The sequence below is a fragment of the Nocardia terpenica genome (genome assembly GCF_013186535.1).
Taxonomy (GTDB): domain Bacteria; phylum Actinomycetota; class Actinomycetes; order Mycobacteriales; family Mycobacteriaceae; genus Nocardia; species Nocardia terpenica.
Map to the genome: position 1 here is coordinate 1,378,463 of NZ_JABMCZ010000002.1, position 16,693 is coordinate 1,395,155.

General features: G+C 69.2%; 12 protein-coding genes. 6 read left to right on the plus strand and 6 right to left on the minus strand.

Features of this window, described 5'->3' with window-relative positions:
* Positions 1 to 28: 28 nt before the first annotated feature.
* Genes HPY32_RS18085 through rraA form a run of 3 tightly spaced genes read left to right on the plus strand, consistent with a single transcriptional unit; the run spans position 29 to position 1,418 of the window.
* Positions 29 to 487 carry an SRPBCC family protein gene (locus HPY32_RS18085; protein ID WP_067579634.1) on the plus strand — a complete coding sequence of 153 codons (459 nt, stop codon included), beginning with the start codon at positions 29 to 31 and terminating at the stop codon, positions 485 to 487.
* 5 nt (positions 488 to 492) lie between these two features.
* A complete protein-coding gene (locus HPY32_RS18090; protein WP_067579632.1) occupies positions 493 to 873 on the plus strand; it encodes a DUF5313 family protein in 381 nt (126 codons plus the stop codon).
* Positions 874 to 932: 59 nt separating this feature from the next.
* A complete protein-coding gene (rraA, locus tag HPY32_RS18095; protein WP_067579631.1) occupies positions 933 to 1,418 on the plus strand; it encodes a ribonuclease E activity regulator RraA in 486 nt (161 codons plus the stop codon).
* A 16-nt stretch (positions 1,419 to 1,434) separates the two neighbouring features.
* Here the strand turns inward: rraA and HPY32_RS18100 are convergent, their stop codons facing one another.
* Positions 1,435 to 1,656, minus strand: a complete 222-nt coding sequence (locus tag HPY32_RS18100) for an RNA-binding S4 domain-containing protein (RefSeq protein WP_067584821.1) — start codon at positions 1,654 to 1,656, stop codon at positions 1,435 to 1,437.
* A gap of 156 nt (positions 1,657 to 1,812) precedes the next feature.
* Between HPY32_RS18100 and lysX the strand changes: the two genes are divergently transcribed.
* A complete protein-coding gene (lysX, locus tag HPY32_RS18105; protein WP_373686654.1) occupies positions 1,813 to 5,133 on the plus strand; it encodes a bifunctional lysylphosphatidylglycerol synthetase/lysine--tRNA ligase LysX in 3,321 nt (1,106 codons plus the stop codon).
* Position 5,134: 1 nt separating this feature from the next.
* Here the strand turns inward: lysX and HPY32_RS18110 are convergent, their stop codons facing one another.
* Positions 5,135 to 6,586, minus strand: a complete 1,452-nt coding sequence (locus tag HPY32_RS18110) for an MFS transporter (RefSeq protein ID WP_067579629.1) — start codon at positions 6,584 to 6,586, stop codon at positions 5,135 to 5,137.
* A 272-nt stretch (positions 6,587 to 6,858) separates the two neighbouring features.
* On the opposite strand from HPY32_RS18110, the gene HPY32_RS18115 reads away from it, so the two are divergent.
* A complete protein-coding gene (locus tag HPY32_RS18115) occupies positions 6,859 to 7,488 on the plus strand; it encodes a histidine phosphatase family protein (RefSeq protein ID WP_067579627.1) in 630 nt (209 codons plus the stop codon).
* A gap of 114 nt (positions 7,489 to 7,602) precedes the next feature.
* On the plus strand, positions 7,603 to 7,866 hold the full coding sequence (locus tag HPY32_RS18120) for a hypothetical protein (RefSeq protein WP_067579625.1): 264 nt from the start codon (positions 7,603 to 7,605) through the stop codon (positions 7,864 to 7,866).
* A 54-nt stretch (positions 7,867 to 7,920) separates the two neighbouring features.
* Here HPY32_RS18120 and HPY32_RS18125 read toward each other — a convergent pair whose 3' ends face one another.
* The 4 genes from HPY32_RS18125 to aroQ all read right to left on the minus strand — a co-directional run bounded on the left by HPY32_RS18125 (position 7,921) and on the right by aroQ (position 16,654).
* A complete protein-coding gene (locus HPY32_RS18125) occupies positions 7,921 to 8,829 on the minus strand; it encodes a cutinase family protein (RefSeq protein WP_082871094.1) in 909 nt (302 codons plus the stop codon).
* Between the two features lie 321 nt (positions 8,830 to 9,150).
* Entirely contained in the window at positions 9,151 to 10,620 is a 1,470-nt protein-coding gene (locus HPY32_RS18130) for a glutamate synthase subunit beta (protein ID WP_067579623.1), read from the minus strand.
* Positions 10,613 to 15,262, minus strand: a complete 4,650-nt coding sequence (gene gltB / locus HPY32_RS18135; protein ID WP_067579621.1) for a glutamate synthase large subunit — start codon at positions 15,260 to 15,262, stop codon at positions 10,613 to 10,615. Before gltB ends, HPY32_RS18130 begins: the two co-directional genes overlap by 8 nt.
* 789 nt (positions 15,263 to 16,051) lie before the next feature.
* On the minus strand, positions 16,052 to 16,654 hold the full coding sequence (aroQ, locus tag HPY32_RS18140) for a gamma subclass chorismate mutase AroQ (protein WP_067579619.1): 603 nt from the start codon (positions 16,652 to 16,654) through the stop codon (positions 16,052 to 16,054).
* Positions 16,655 to 16,693 lie beyond the last annotated feature (39 nt).

Sequence of the window (16,693 nt, forward strand, 5' to 3'; positions counted from 1 at the left end):
CGCCGGGCACCCGGTTACAGTGGCGCGCATGACCGAAGTGAAGATCGTGGCGGAGTGCGCCGCGTCGGCCGAGACCGCGTTCGCCTACGTCGACGACTACCGGAATCTGCCGAAGTTCATCACCGAGGTCCACGAATTCACCCCCTGCACCGACCGAACCGCGGGCCTGGGCGCGACCTTCGACGGCGCCATCAAACTCGGCCCGGTCCAACTGCATTCGCGCATCGAGATCGTGCGGTGGGAGCGGGACACGGCGTTCGGCGTGAAGTCGATCCAAGGATTCGAGATCGAGTCCACGTTCGTGTTCCACGCCGAGAGCGAGCACGCCTGCGTGGTGGATGCCATCGTGGACTACCGGGTGCCCGGCGGCCTCGCCGGAAAGGTGCTCGGCAAGACCATCGAACCGTTCGTGAAGATCGCGGTGAAGCACGCCACCCACAACCTGACCACCCAGATCGCCGAGTACCACCTGGCCCGGCAGGGCTGACCGACGTGCCCAACCGGACGAAACCGACGCTCCCGCAACGCATCGGCTACAGCTGCGGGCGCACCCTGCCGCCCGCCCTGGCCGACTGGGTGCGCGCGGATCTGATCGGCCCGGGCGCGACCCGCCGCTACCTGACCCGCATCCTCGTCCCGATCCTGCCGGTGCTGGCGCTGTTCCTGCTGATGCCCGGCCCGCTGTGGATGGGTCTGGCCATGATGGCGCTGCTCTACATCCCGCTGATCTACTTCACCGTCGCGCTGATGTACGTGTACCGGCGGCACCGGCTGATCAAGCACGGCCTCGACCCGGCCCTCGCCGACTCCGACGCCCGCGCCCGCGCCGCCGCCGACCGACTGGCCTACGAGCGGCGCCACAGGCGGGCGTGACGGCGATTCGGAGAAAGGTCTCAGCAACCGCACATCCGGTCCATGGCAAGCTTGCACGCGTGACCGAGTCAGCAAATCTAGTCGCCACGGCCGATCTCGCCGACGAGATCGGTCCGGACATTCGTAGCTGCGATACCCAGTTCCGGCAGTTCGGCGGCCGGGAGGCGTTCGCCGGGCGGATCGTCACCATTCGCTGTTTTCAGGACAACCTGCTGGTCAAGCAGACTCTGGGCGAGCCCGGCGCGGGCCGGGTGCTGGTGGTCGACGGCGGGGCCAGCGTGCACACCGCCCTGGTCGGCGACATCATCGCCGGGCGCGGCGTGACCAACGGCTGGGCCGGGGTGATCGTCAACGGCGCGGTCCGCGATTCGGCGATCCTGCGCACCCTGGACATCGGCATCAAGGCCCTGGGGACCAACCCGCGCAAGAGCACCCAGACCGGGTCCGGCGAGCGCGATGTGCCGGTGGAGTTCGGCGGGGTGAGTTTCGTTCCGGGCGAGATGGTCTACAGCGATCACGACGGGATCGTCGTCCGCGCCGAATGACACCGCCGCGGGACCGCTAGCCGCCGACCACCCGGACCCTGTGCCCGGCCAGGGCGACCACGTCCCCGGTGTGCAACTGGCGGCCGCGGCGCAGCTCGACCTCGTCGTTGACGCGCACCAGACCGGCGGCGATGACCGTTTTCGCCTCCGCTCCGGTGTCGATGAGGTTGGCCAGCTTCAGGAACTGCCCGAGCCGAATGACATCGTCCTCGATCGGCACATCGACTGGATCCGACATGGGGTACATCTTTACGTCCGCGGCCGCGGGGGCGCACGCCGCCCCCGGGACGCACGCCGCCGGCACCCGGCGAAAGGATCGAACATGATGGCGCGGCAAGCGAACTCGCCCGCCGACGTGCTGCCGTCCGAGAGCACCGGCCCGCACACTGGTTCGGTGACCTCCACGCAGGACCGGCAGCACCAGCGCACCGAGCACGGCAAACCACCGGCGCCCGGGGTGCCGCATCGCGGGCACGGGCGGCTGAGCGAGGTCCCGCACACCGTGGGCCTGGTGCTCGGCGTCTTCGCCACCCTGTGCGCGCTGTGGAGCATCTCCCCCGGCCTGCGGTTCATCACCCAGGTGCCGCGGCACTACATCGACAGCTACTACTTCGACGCGCCCGACACCAGCCTGGTCACCGCCCTGATGGTGGGCCTGCTGGCGGGCGCGATCGCCACCCGCAAGCGGATCGCCTGGTGGCTGCTGGTCGGCTATCTGGCCATGTTCGCGGTGGTCAACGCGTTCGACGTGGCCGACGAGCACGACCCGAACGCGTTGGCGGCGCTGGTGATTCACGTCGGCGTGATCGGCCTGCTGATCGCGGCCTGGCCGGAGTTCTACACCCAGGTCCGCCGCGGCGCGCTGTGGAAGGCGCTGGGCGTGCTGGTCGCCGGGGTGGCGGTGAGCTGGCTGCTGGGCTGGGGCCTGGTCGAGCTGTTCCCGGGAACGCTGCCGCGCGGCCCGGAGCGGCCGCTGTGGGCGGCGTCGCGGGTGGTGCCGGCGATCCTGTTCGGCCCGGACAATTTCGACGGTCACCCACCGCATTTCGTGAATCTGCTGCTCGGCCTGCTGGGCGCGGTGGCGCTGCTGGCGGCCGCGGTGGTGCTGTTCCGCTCGCAGCGCGCGTCGAACGCCCTGACGGGACTGGACGAATCGGCGCTGCGCGGCCTGCTGGAACGCTCCGATGTCGAGGATTCGCTGGGCTACTTCGCGACCCGCCGCGACAAGGCGGTGGTGTTCGCGCCCAGCGGCAAGGCCGCGGTCACCTATCGCGTGGAGCTGGGCGTGTGCCTGGCCTCGGGCGATCCGATCGGCGTGAAGGAGTCCTGGCCGCAGGCCATCGACGCGTGGTTGCGCCTGGCCGACCAGTACGGCTGGGCCCCGGCGGTGATGGGCGCGAGCGAACTCGGCGCGACCGCGTACCGGCGCGCGGGCCTGTCCGCGCTGCGCCTCGGCGACGAGGCGATCCTGGACACCCGCTCGTTCTCGCTGGCCGGACCGGAGATGAAACAGGTCCGCCAGGCCGCGAATCGGCTGCGCAAGCAGGGTTTCACCGTGCGCGTGCGGCGGCACTCCGAGCTGAGCGACGACGAGACCCGGCAGATGATCACCCGCGCCGACACCTGGCGCGACACCGAGACCGAGCGCGGCTTCTCGATGGCGCTGGGCCGGCTGGGCGATCCGTTCGACGGGAACTGCCTGCTGGTCGAGGCGGTCGACTCCGGGGGCCGGGTGTGGGGTCTGCTGTCGCTGGTGCCGTGGGGCCGGGCCGGGGTCTCGCTGGATCTCATGCGCCGCGATCCCAAGGGCCCCAACGGGATCATGGAGTTGATGATCTCGCAGCTGGCGCTGTCCTCCGAGCAGTACGGCATCACCCGGATCTCGCTGAACTTCGCGGTGTTCCGCTCGGTGTTCGAGGAGGGCTCGCGCATCGGCGCGGGCCCGGTGCTGCGGCTGTGGCGCAGCCTGCTGATGTTCTTCTCGCGCTGGTGGCAGCTCGAGGCGCTGTACCGGTCCAATGTGAAGTACCAGCCCAAGTGGGTACCGCGGTTCTTCATCTTCGAGGATCGCCGCCAGTTCCTGCGGGTCGCCATCGCCAGCGCCCTGGCCGAGGGCTTCCTGCCGCGCCTGGGCAAACAGCCGGACGCCATGACGCACACCGGTATCCGCTCGGCGGTGCCGCCCAGCATGACCGGCCTGCACGCCGACGGCAGCCCGCCGGACCTGCCGCCCGAGGAGCTGGAACCGGCCCAGCCGCGCCGCCCCGAACAGGTGCGGGTGCGGATGGACAAGGTGGCGCGGCTGGAGGCGGCCGGGGTGGACGCCTACCCCGTGGCCTATCCGCCGACCCATTCGGTGGCGGCCGCGCGGCGCTCCCCGAAGGGCACCACGGTGCGGGTGTGCGGGCGGCTGTTGCGGATTCGCGACTACGGCGGCGTCGCGTTCGCCGTGGTGCGGGACTGGTCCGCCGACATCCAGGTGGTCATCGACCGCGGCCGGGTGGGCGCGGACCGGGCCGCGGAGTTCGACGAATTCTTCGACCTGGGCGATCTGATCGAGATCAGCGGCCAGATCGGGCACAGCCGCCGCGGCGAGCTGTCGCTGCTGGCCCAGGACTGGCGGATGATCGGCAAGTGCCTGCATCCGCTGCCGGACAAGTGGCGGGGCCTGTCCGATCCGGAGGCCCGGGTGCGGCAGCGCTACGTCGACATGGCCATCAATGTCGACACCCGCGAGGTCCTGGCCAAGCGCAGCGCGGTGGTGCGCTCGCTGCGGGACTCGTTGAGCGACTGGGGTTTCCTCGAGGTCGAGACCCCGGTGCTGCAGCAGGTGCACGGCGGCGCCAACGCCGCGCCGTTCACCACCCACATCAACGCCTACGACCTGGATCTGTACCTGCGCATCGCGCCGGAGCTCTACCTCAAGCGGCTGTGCGTGGGCGGCATGGAGAAGGTGTTCGAGCTGGGCCGGGTGTTCCGCAACGAGGGCGTGGACTACAGCCACAACCCGGAGTTCACCATTCTGGAAGCCTATGAGGCGCACAGCGATTACAAGCGGATGATGCACGCCTGCCGGCAGCTGATCCAGAACGCCGCGATCGCCGCCAACGGGAAATGCGTTGCGCTGCGGCCTGGTCCGAACGGCGAGCCGCGGGAGGTGGACATCTCCGGCGACTGGCCGGTGAAGACGGTACACGGCGCCATCTCCGACGCGCTGGGCGAGACCATCGACCCCGACACCGGCGTGGAGCGGCTGCGGGTGCTGTGCGACAAGGCGGGCGTGCCCTACCAGTTCGGCTGGGACGCCGGGCAGATCGTGCTGGAGATGTACGAGCATCTGGTCGAGGAGCGCACCGAGGAGCCGACGTTCTACCTGGACTTCCCCACCTCCGTCTCGCCGCTGACCCGCGCCCACCGCAGCATCCCCGGCGTCGCCGAACGCTGGGACCTGGTGGCGTGGGGCGTCGAATTGGGCACCGCCTACAGCGAACTCACCAATCCGGTGGAGCAGCGCCGCCGCCTCACCGAGCAGTCCCTGCTGGCCGCGGGCGGCGATCCGGAGGCCATGGAGCTGGACGAGGACTTCCTGCACGCCCTGGAGTTCGCCATGCCCCCCACGGGCGGCCTCGGCGTGGGGGTGGACCGGGTGGTGATGCTGATTACCGGGCGCAGCATTCGGGAGACGCTGCCGTTCCCGTTGGTGAAGCCGAGGTGACTCAAAGAATATGAACCGCCGTGACTTCGCGCTCCAGGCCGTCCAATTCGGCGTCCGGGTCGTCGGCGGGCTTGCGTAACACCGCGATCGCGACGACCAGCGCCACCGCGACCAGGCCCGCACCGACGGCGAAGGCGAGGTGGAAGCCGCTGGTCAGCGCCTCCGGCTGCGGGACTCCGGCGGCGAGCTGATCCTTGGTGCGGCTGCCCGACAGGGTGGCCAGCACCGCCAGCCCGAGCGCGCCGCCGACCTGCATGGTGGTGTTGGCCAGGCCCGAGGCCATGCCCGCGTCCTTGGCCGGTACGCCCGACATGGCCAGGTTCATCAGCGCCGGGAACGCCAGTCCCGCACCGACACCGAACAGCACCATCACCGGGAACACGTGCACCCAGTAGTTGCCCGCCACCGGCGCCTGCGTGAACAGGCCAAGCCCGATCAGCACCAGCAGCAGCCCGGGAATCAGCGTGGTGCGCGCCCCGAACCGCATCACCAGTCGCTCCGAGTACCGCACCGACAGCGTGCCCATGATGACGGTGACCGGCAGGAACGCCAGGCCGATCCGCAGCGGCGCGAAGCCGAGCACCTTCTCCATGTACAGCGTGCCCAGGAAGAACATGCCGAACATGCCCGCGACGGTGACCACCTGGATGAGGTTCGCGCCGGAGACGTTGCGGGAGCGGAAGATCCGCAGCGGCATCAGCGGATGCCGGGTGCGTGCCTCCCAGCCGACGAACGCCGCCAGCAGCGCCAGCGCCAGCGCGCCCAGCAGCAGCGTGCGCCCCGCGGTCCAGCCCAGCTCGGCCGCCGGTTTGACGATGGTGAACACGCCCAGCATCAGCGCGCCGGTAATGAGCACCGCGCCCGGGACATCGGTCCCGTCGGTCAGCCCCGCGCCCTTGTCGTTGTGGAGGACGCGCAGCGCGCCGATCCCGATGGCGATGCCGATGGGGATGTTGATCGCGAAGATCCAGTGCCAGCTGAGCTCGGTGAGCACGCCACCGGCGAGCAGCCCGACCGCCCCGCCCGCCGAGGCCACGAACGCGTACACGCCGATGGCCCTGGCCTGCTCGCGCGGCTCCGGGAACATCGCCACGATCATGCCCAGCACCACCGCCATGGTCATCGCGCCACCCGCGCCCTGGAGAAAGCGCGCCGCGATGAGCATCGCCTGACTGCCCGCGATCCCGCACAGCGCCGAGGCCCCGGTGAATACCACCAACCCGCACAGGAACATTCGCCGCCGCCCGATCAGATCGCCGAGCCGCCCCGCCAGCAGCAGCAGGCCCCCGAACGCGATCAGATAGGCGTTGACCACCCACGCCAGCCCGGCCTGGGAGAAGCCCAGATCGTCCTGGATGGCGGGCAGCGCGACATTGACGATGGTGGCATCCAGCACGATCATCAGGGCGCCCCCGCACAGCAGATACAGCGCGGCCCAGCGACTCCTACCCATGACTTTCCTCCCGATGGTCGAACCGGGCACGCTATCGGCCGCTCTCCGCCGGAACAACCCAATTTCCACGCGCCTCGCCTGTACTGACGAAGTCGTCCCCACCGATTAATCGGTTCCACCCCACACTGTCTGTCGCCTCACCCTCCGCCGTAATCCCGGCAACCATCACCGTCTGGTCCCGGCAGCCATCACCGTCTGGTCCCGGCAGCCATCACCGTCTGGTCCCGGCATGCTTTTGGCCGGGACCCCACCCCATACGGCACAGTGGAACCGTGCAGCTCGTCCTGGTCCGTCACGCCCAACCGCGGCGGGAGTTCACCACCACCGGCCCGGCCGATCCCGATCTCACCGATCTGGGGATCGAGCAGGCCGCGCGCGTTCCGGCCGCCCTGACCCGGCTCGAGGTGGCCGGGCATCGCATCACGCGCGTGGTGAGCAGCCCGCAGCGCCGCGCGCGCGAAACCGCCGGGCCGACGGCCGACAAGCTCGATCTCCCTCTCGACATCCATCCCGGCCTCGCCGAATACGATGCCGATCTCCGCCTGTACATCCCGATCGAGGACGCCAAGCAGCAGTTACGCGCCACCTACGAGCGGATCAAGGCCGGATACCTGCCCGAGCAGATCGACGGCCCCGCCTTCGTCGACCGCGTGCGCGCCGCCGTCGACGAGATCACCGCCGCCGCAGGCCATTCCGATACCGTCGTCGCCTTCGCGCACGGCGGCGTGATCAATGTGCTGCTGCAGGACGTGCTGGACCTGGACCGCCCGCTCACCTTCCCGATCGACTACTGTTCGATCACGCGAATCCTCTACTCGCGCACCGGCCGCCGCACCGCGGCCACCGTCAACGAGAACGGCCACGTGTGGGATCTGTTGCCCCGCAACCTCGCCGCCGACTGATATTCCCAGCCGATTACCAGGGCGACCGCATTGCCGTCACAGCGGCGCATCGTTCGATGGGACCTCGTGAGCCGCCGTGCGGCGCGACTCACGGTCCGAGAGAAAGGTAGTCCGTTGGTCTCCTCGAGGAAGTCCCGCCTGGCCGTCCGGTTCGCCGCTGCGGTCGCGCTCGCCGTGATTCCGCTCGCGGCGGTGGCCGCTCCGGCACTGGCCGACACCCCCGCTCCGTCCGGTACGGCCGTGGACTGGGACGGCTGGCATCACCACCACCATCACCACGGGTGGCAGGGCGGCGGGTGGCCCGGCGATGGTTGGCAGGGCGGGCCCGGACCGATCTGGCCCGGCGGCCCGGATCTGCCGTCGACCGGCTCGGCGTAGAAAACGAGGGCCACTCCCCGCGCCAGGGAGTGGCCCTCGTTGTGTCCGTGCCGATTACGACATGCCCGCGATCCAGTGGTGCATCCACTGGACGGCCGTCTCTCCGCCGCCGACGTTGTAGAAGCCGTAGGAGGTGTGCGCCCCCGACCCGTAGAACTGCTCGAGCTGCTTGACCCGATCCTTGTTGGCATCGTCGGTGAGCTGCGACTGCAGGGTCGGAATGCCGCCGTGCGACATCAGATCGCCGATGATCGACCCGGCCTCGAGCTGGTAGCGCCACAGGTTCGCGACGTTCGCGCCCGACGCCTGGGCCAGGAACCCGGCGAAGCGGGTCACGTAGTCCTGGTCGTCGGTCGAGCAGTACAGGTCGCCCTGCGCGCAGATGGTGCGCACGCGATCGCTGAGGAAGCCGAAGCCGCCCACCCGCATGCCGCCCGCGCCGGAACCGCCGACCGGCGGGCCGACCTGAATGTCGGTGGGCGAGCGCCGGGGGTCGGAGATCAGGCCGACGCCGTCGACCCGATCCGGCGGCACGACGCCGAGCCCGGTCCCGATCTCGGCGGCCAGATCACCGGCCGCGTCCGCGCCCTGGCTGTAGCCCACGATGGCGTAGTGGGTCGCCGGGCAGCGCGCAGCCATGGCGCCGATCAGGCCGCGGCCGTTGTCGATCGCCTGCTTCTTGGACTCGCCGTAGACGTCGCCCTCCCAGGGGAAGGCGGTCGCGGCGTAGTCGACGTAGTCGACATCGGTCGACGACGGCAGATTGTTGGTGACCCCGGCGAGCATGCCGTGGCCGACCATCTGACTCGGCCGGTGATCGCCCGTCTCCCAGGTGCCCGGGACGGCCACCACGTACAGGCTCGGGCAGCCCGGATCCGCAGCGGCAGAACCGGTTCCGAGCGTGATACCCGACAGTACCGCTGCTGCCGCACCCGCAGCCGCGACAATCCTCTTCAACCGCATACCGCTCCAGTTCAAGCGTGCCCGGTCCCGGGCATACCGATCCGTTTCCTCGATCATGGTGGGGTGTCAGGGTTGCGATCTCGTTAACCGCAGGCAAAACACTCCGCCGCATAGGATAAAGGGCCCTTGTCACTCCCGCCATTCAGGTGGTCCAAGCCGTCCGATTTCCGATCATTGTCGCTGCAAGGTCACCCGCTCGGGGCGAAATCGGACCGAACACGCTGACGCACAGCACAATCCGGACAACGGCGACGGACTGGACGGACGGTACGACACGGGCGCCCGCGAACCGGAGTCCGCGGGCGCCCGTCGCCGTGCTCGCTAGCGCTGCGCGACCGCCGTCGGCGCGATCGGCGCGGGCAGCGCCGAATCGCCCTCGAGGTACCGGTCCACCGCGGCCGCCGCGGACCGGCCCTCGGCGATGGCCCACACGATCAGCGACTGACCGCGGCCCATATCACCGGCGACGAACACGCCGGGAACCGTGGTCTGCCAGGCGCTGTCGCGCATCACGTTGCCGCGCTGGTCGTAGCCGACGCCCAGGTCCTCGAGCAGGCCCGGCTTCTGCGGCCCGGTGAAGCCCATGGCCAGCAGCACCAGATCGGCCTCAAGGGTGAAGTCGGTGCCCTCGATCTTCTCGAAGCGTCCGTTGACCATCTGCACCTCGTGCGCGTGCAGGGCGGTCACCCGACCGTCCTCGCCCGCGAAACGCTCGGTGTTCACCGAGAACACCCGCTCGCCGCCCTCCTCGTGCGCCGAGGACACCCGGTACATGAGCGGGTAGGTCGGCCACGGGGTGGAATCGGCCCGCTCCTGCGGCGGGCGCGGCATGATCTCGAACTGGTGCACGCTGGCCGCGCCCTGGCGGTGCGCGGTGCCCAGGCAGTCGGCGCCGGTGTCGCCGCCGCCGATGATCACGACCTTCTTGCCCCGGGCGTGGATGCGCGGCAGGCCGTCGGCGTCGGTGATCGGATCGCCCAGCTGCACCCGATTGGACAGCGGCAGGTACTCCATCGCCTGGTGCACGCCGTCCAGGTCGCGGCCCGGAATCGGCAGATCGCGGGCGATGGTCGCGCCACCGGCCAGCACCACCGCGTCGAACTGCTCGCGCAGCTGCGCGGCGGTGATGTCCACGCCCACGTTCACGCCGGTCTTGAAGACGGTGCCCTCGGCCTCCATCTGCGCCAGCCGGCGATCGATGAAGCGCTTCTCCATCTTGAATTCCGGAATGCCGTAGCGCAGCAGACCGCCGACGCGGTCGTCGCGCTCGAACACCGTCACGGTGTGACCGGCGCGGGTCAGCTGCTGGGCCGCGGCCAGCCCGGCCGGGCCCGACCCCACGACGGCGACCTTGCGACCGGTCAGCCGGGTCGGGTACACCGGCTGCACCCAGCCCTCGTCGAAGGCGTTCTCGATGAGCTCGACCTCGACCTGCTTGATGGTCACCGGATCCTGGTTGATGCCCAGCACGCACGACGACTCGCAGGGCGCCGGGCACAGCCGCCCGGTGAACTCCGGGAAGTTGTTGGTGGCGTGCAGGCGATCGATGCCGTCGCGCCACCGGTCCTTGTACACCAGGTCGTTCCACTCGGGGATCAGGTTCCCCAGCGGACACCCGTTGTGGCAGAACGGAATACCGCAGTCCATGCAGCGGCTGGCCTGGGTCCGCAGGGTCTCGTGCGGGAAACCGCCCTCGTAGACCTCTTTCCAGTCCATCAGGCGCAGCGGAACCGGACGGCGCTTCGGCAGCTCCCGGCTCGTGTGCTTCAGAAATCCTTGCGCGTCAGCCACGAGCGGCCTCCATGATCGCCTCATCCACGTCCCGGCCCGCCTTCTCCGCCTCGGAGATGGCGAGCAGAACCTTCTTGTAGTCGCGCGGCATCACCTTCACGAAGTGATTCACCTGCTGCGACCAGTCCCCCAGAATGCGCTCGGCCACCGCCGAACCCGTCAGTTCCCGGTGCCGCACCACGATGTCGTGCAGCCAGGAGAACTCGTCACCGGAGAGCTGTTCGACATCCACCAGTTCGGGGTTCAGGTTCTTCTCGAAGGTGCCGTTCGGGTTGTACACGTAGGCGATACCACCCGACATGCCCGCGCCGAAGTTGCGGCCGGTCTCGCCGAGCACGACCACCCGGCCGCCGGTCATGTACTCGCAGCCGTGGTCGCCCACGCCCTCGACCACCGCGGTGGCGCCCGAGTTGCGCACGCAGAACCGCTCGCCGACCACGCCTCGGATGAACGCCTCACCGCTGGTGGCGCCGAACAGCAGCACGTTGCCCGCGATGATGTTCTGCTCCGCGACGAACTCCGCCGGGGCGCCCAGCGGCGGCCGCAGCACCAGGTGTCCGCCCGAAAGGCCCTTGCCGACATAGTCGTTCGCGTCGCCGAAGACCCGCAGCGTGATACCCGCCGGGACGAACGCGCCGAAGCTGTTGCCCGCCGAACCGGTGAAGGTGATGTCGATGGTGTCGTCGGGCAGGCCCGCGCCGCCGTACAGCTTGGTCACCTCGTGGCCGAGCATGGTGCCGACGGTCCGGTTCACGTTCGTGATCTTGGTTTCCAGCCTCACCGGCTTGCCGCGCTCGAGCGCGTCGCTGGCCTGGGCGATGAGCTGGTTGTCCAGCGCCTTGTCCAGGCCGTGGTCCTGCGGCTTGGTGCAGTGCCGGTCCTGGTACATGAACGCCGTCTCGACGTCGTCGAGGATCGGCGACAGATCCAGCTTGCTGGCCTTCCAGTGCTCCTTGGCCCTGGCGGTGTCGAGCAGGTCGACCCGGCCGATGGCCTCGTCCAGCGAGCGCAGGCCCAGCGCGGCCAGGTGCTCGCGCACCTCCTCGGCGATGAACAGCATGAAGTTCTCGACGAACTCCGGCTTGCCCGTGAACCGCTGGCGCAGCACGGGATTCTGCGTCGCCACGCCCACCGGACAGGTGTCGAGATGACACACGCGCATCATGATGCAGCCCGACACCACCAGCGGGGCCGTGGCGAAGCCGAACTCCTCCGCGCCCAGCAGCGCGGCGACCATCACGTCGCGGCCGGTCTTCATCTGGCCGTCGACCTGCACCACGATCCGGTCGCGCAGGCCGTTGAGCAGCAGGGTCTGCTGGGTCTCGGCCAGGCCGAGCTCCCACGGGCCGCCCGCGTGCTTGAGCGAGGTGAGCGGCGAGGCGCCGGTGCCACCGTCGTGGCCGGAGATCAGCACCACGTCGGCGTGCGCCTTGGACACGCCCGCGGCGACGGTGCCGACACCCGGCTCGGCCACCAGCTTCACGTGGATGCGCGCCTGCGGGTTGGCGTTCTTCAGGTCGTGGATCAGCTGCGCCAGATCCTCGATCGAGTAGATGTCGTGGTGCGGCGGCGGCGAGATCAGGCCGACACCCGGCGTCGAGTGCCGCACCTCGGCCACCCACGGGTACACCTTGTGCGCCGGAAGCTGGCCGCCCTCACCGGGTTTCGCACCCTGGGCCATCTTGATCTGGATATCGGTGCAGTTGGTCAGGTAGTGCGCGGTCACGCCGAAGCGACCCGAGGCCACCTGCTTGATCGCGCTGCGCCGCCAATCGCCGTTCTCCTCGGCCTCGAAGCGCGCCGGATGTTCGCCGCCCTCACCGGAATTCGAGCGGCCGCCGAGCCGGTTCATGGCGATCGCGAGGGTCTCGTGCGCCTCGGCGGAGATGGAGCCGTAGCTCATCGCGCCGGTGGAGAACCGCTTCACGATCTCCGACGCGGGCTCGACCTCCTCGATCGGGATCGGGTGGCGGGTCTCGTTCTTGAACTTGAACAGACCGCGCAGCGAGGCCAGCCGCTCGGACTGATCGTCGACGAGCTTGGTGTACTCCTTGAAGATCTTGTACTGGCCGGTGCGGGTGGCGTGTTGCAGCTTGAACACCGTGTCCGGGTTGAACAGGTGGTACTCGCCCTCGCGCCGCCACTGGTACTCGCCGCCCACCTCGAGCTCGCGGTGCGCGCGCTCGTTGTGGTTCTCCAGGAACGCGATCCGGTGCCGGGCGGCGACCTCGTCGGCGATGTCGTCGAGACCGATGCCCTGCAGCGGGGAGTTCAACCCGACGAAGTACCTGTCGCACAGCTCCTGCGACAGGCCCACGACCTGGAACAGCTGCGCGCCGCGGTAGGAGGCGATGGTGGAGATGCCCATCTTGGACATCACCTTCAGCACGCCCTTGCCCGCCGCCTTGTTGTAGTTCGCGACGGCCCTGCGGTAGTCGGCCGCGAGATCGCCGGTGCTGCCGGGCATCCGGAGCGCGCCGCGCTCGAGCATGTCCTCGATCGACTCGAAGGCCATGTACGGGTTGATCGCGGCCGCGCCGAAGCCGATCAGCAGGGCCATGTGGTGCACCTCGCGGGCGTCGCCGGTCTCCACGACCAGGCCCACCTTGGTGCGGGTGCGCTCGCGCACCAGATGGTGGTGCACCGAGGCGGTGAGCAGCAGCGACGGGATCGGCGCCAGCTTCTCGTTGGACTCGCGGTCGGACAGCACGATGATGCGCGCCCCGCCGTCGATGGCCGCCGAGACCTGCTCGTTGATCGCCTGCAGCGCCTTGCGCAGGCCCTTGCCGCCCTTGCGGACCGGGTACAGGCCGTGCACGACCACCGAGCGCAGGTTCGGGCGGGAGCCGTCGTCGTTGATGTGGACCAGCTTGGCGAGCTCGTCGTTGTCCAGGATCGGCTGGGTCAGCGTGATCTGGCGGCTGGATTCCGCGGTCGGGTGCAGCAGGTCGGCCTCGGGGCCGATCATGCTGCGCAGGCTGGTGACGACCTCCTCGCGGATGGAGTCCAGCGGCGGGTTGGTGACCTGTGCGAACAGCTGCGAGAAGTAGTCGAACAGCAGCCGCGGCCGGGCCGACAGCACCGCGATCGGGGTGTCGGTGCCCATCGAGCCCAGCGCCTCGGCGCCGGAGGTGGCCATCGGCGAGATCAGCAGGTTCAGATCCTCGGTGGTGTACCCGAAGATCTGCTGCCGGATCCGCACCCGGTCGTGGACCATGTGCACGTGCGGGCGGCCGGGCAGGTCCGACAGCTTGGTCGGGCCGTCGTCCAGCCATTCCTGATACGGGTGCTCGGCGGCCAGCGTGGACTTGAGCTCGTCGTCGCCGATGATGCGGCCCTGCGAGGTGTCGACCAGGAACATGCGGCCCGGCTGCAGGCGGACCTTGCGGACCACCTTGGCCGGATCGATGTCCAGCACGCCCACCTCGGAGGCCATCACGACCAGGCCGTCGTCGGTGACCCAGATGCGCGACGGGCGCAGGCCGTTGCGGTCCAGCACGGCGCCGATCACGGTGCCGTCGGTGAAGCACACCGAGGCCGGGCCGTCCCACGGCTCCATCAGGAACGAGTGGTAGCGGTAGAAGGCGCGGCGGGCCGGATCCATGGACTCGGCGCGCTCCCACGCCTCCGGGATCATCATCAGCACCGCGTGCGGCAGGCTGCGCCCGCCCAGGTGCAGCAGCTCCAGCACCTCGTCGAAGCGCGCGGTGTCGGAGGCGCCGGGGGTGCAGACCGGGAAGATCTTCTCCAGCCGGTTGCGGCCCTGGGAGTCGGTGCCGAACACGTCGGAGTTCAGCAGCGCCTCGCGGGCGCGCATCCAGTTCTCGTTGCCGGTGACGGTGTTGATCTCACCGTTGTGCGCGACCCGGCGGAACGGATGGGCCAGCGGCCAGGACGGAAAGGTGTTGGTGGAGAAGCGCGAATGCACGATGCCCAGCGCCGATTCCACCCGGTCGTCCTGCAGGTCCAGGTAGAACGCCCGCAGCTGCGGGGTGGTGAACATGCCCTTGTAGACGAAGGTCTGGCCGGACAGGCTGGGGAAGTAGACGGTCTCGCGGCCGACCGCGCCCTCGCCGGCGCCCTGCTTGCCGAGCTCGTGCTCGACCCGCTTGCGCACCACGTAGGCGCGGCGTTCCAGGTCCATGCCGGTCAGCTGCTCGGTCGCGTCCTTGGGCGAGGCCAGGAAGATCTGCCGGAAGGTCGGCATCGCGTCGCGGGCCAGCGCGCCCAGCGAGGAATCGTCGATCGGAACCTCGCGCCAGCCCAGGACGGCCAGCCCTTCTTCCCGGACGATCTTCTCGACGTGGTAGCTGGCGCGCGCGGCCTCGCGACGGGCCTGCGGCAGGAAGGCGATACCGGTGACGTAGGAGCCCTCGGGGGGTAGCTCGAAATCGACGACCGCGCGGAAGAACTTGTCCGGGAGCTGGATCAGGATGCCGGCGCCGTCGCCCGAATTGGGTTCGGCACCCGCGGCACCGCGGTGCTCCAGGTTCAGCAACGCCGTAATTGCCTTGTCGACGATGTCGCGGCTGCGGCGGCCGTGCATGTCGACGACGAATGCGACACCGCAGGCGTCGTGTTCGTTCGCCGGGTCGTAGAGACCGATGGGTCCAGGGGACCTGTGGCCAGGAAGTTGCGTCATGCCTCTGCCTTCAAAAAAATCGGCCTTCGAAGAAATCGGGGCCTTCTTGGAGACCAGCGGCGCTGATGGTCATCCCGTGCAGTCAACTCTCCAGTTGTCCACCCGCTTCGGTGTTTCAGACGGGTGCTCGGCGGTCGCGAAACTTCTAACGTTTTCGCTACACACCGCGCCTTTTTCGCCCGGTAGGCTTTGTGTGCCACGGCTCGTGGCCGAATCGGGCGACGTAGCCGGACATTTCGTGCCCGGCGTCCAGAGCAAACGATAAGTCAGGACCTGAGCCCAACCAACTTAGGTTGTGCTAATTACAGCGATTACCTGGGCTTCTTCATCGGTCCTCCACTACCTGCGCGTTCTCCAGTGTAAAGCAGGGAACCCGGATCACTGAGTCACATTCGCCACTGCGACCGGGGGAGACGCAGGCCGACCCCCAGACGCCGCAGCGCGCCATGGAATGCCCTCTCACCTGCGTCGAATCAGGATTCCCACCCGAGCGGGCAGGCAAACCGGATTGTCGGGCGGCTAACACCCCGGACACGCGAGCGTGACATTCCGGATACCGGAACGACGAGCGCCACCAACGTTCCGACCGTACGGCCTGGTTTTGCCAACAACCATCCAGCACAACCCCAGCAACCCACCTGTGCGATATATCACAACGCAATCGGTTCCCGGCCAAAAGCATGCCGGGATGACGAGTGACCACGCCGGGATGACGACTGGCAGTGCGCCGGTTGACGACTGGCAGCACGCGGGTATGGCGGACCGGTGGTACGCCGGATGGCGGCGGGGTCAGGGGGTGGGGCAGAGGGCGGAGACGGCGCGGACCAGGGCGGCCTCGTGTAGGGGGTCGGCGCGGCCGTCGGTGAAGACGGGAAAGACGCTCGCGGCCAAGCGTTCCGGGCAGCGGGTGTCGGTCAGGTCCGCGCGGTGGTCCGCCAGCTGGCGCAGGATCTCGTCGTTCACGCGGTCGATGATCGGGCGGACCGCGGCCAGGTCGGGCGGCGAGGCGGGGGCGGCGGACGGGTCGAAGCGCCAGCGCGCGATCAGGCCGCGCTGCACCATCTTGTTGGCCTCGATCTGGCCGAAGAACACCTGGCGCACCCAGGGTTCCGGCAGGCCCAGCCCCGCGCCCTCGCGCGCCATCGAGTCGTAGACCTGCGCCTCGCGGGCCGGATCGTCGACGACCGGATCATGGCCGCCGGCGGCCGCCCACTTGGCGGCGATCACGGCGTCGGCGGTGTTCAGGCGCTCCAGCACCAGGCCGACGAGCCCGTCCAGCCCGTTCCACGCCTCAGCGTGGGCCACGGCCGTCCGATCGACGGTCGGCGTCAGCACCGCGACGGTCGTCCCGCAGGCGATCGCGACCGCCGCCACCAGCGCGGATATCCGCATGTCCGGACCTCCCGTCGTCGAGCCTCGCGAAACGAGTCA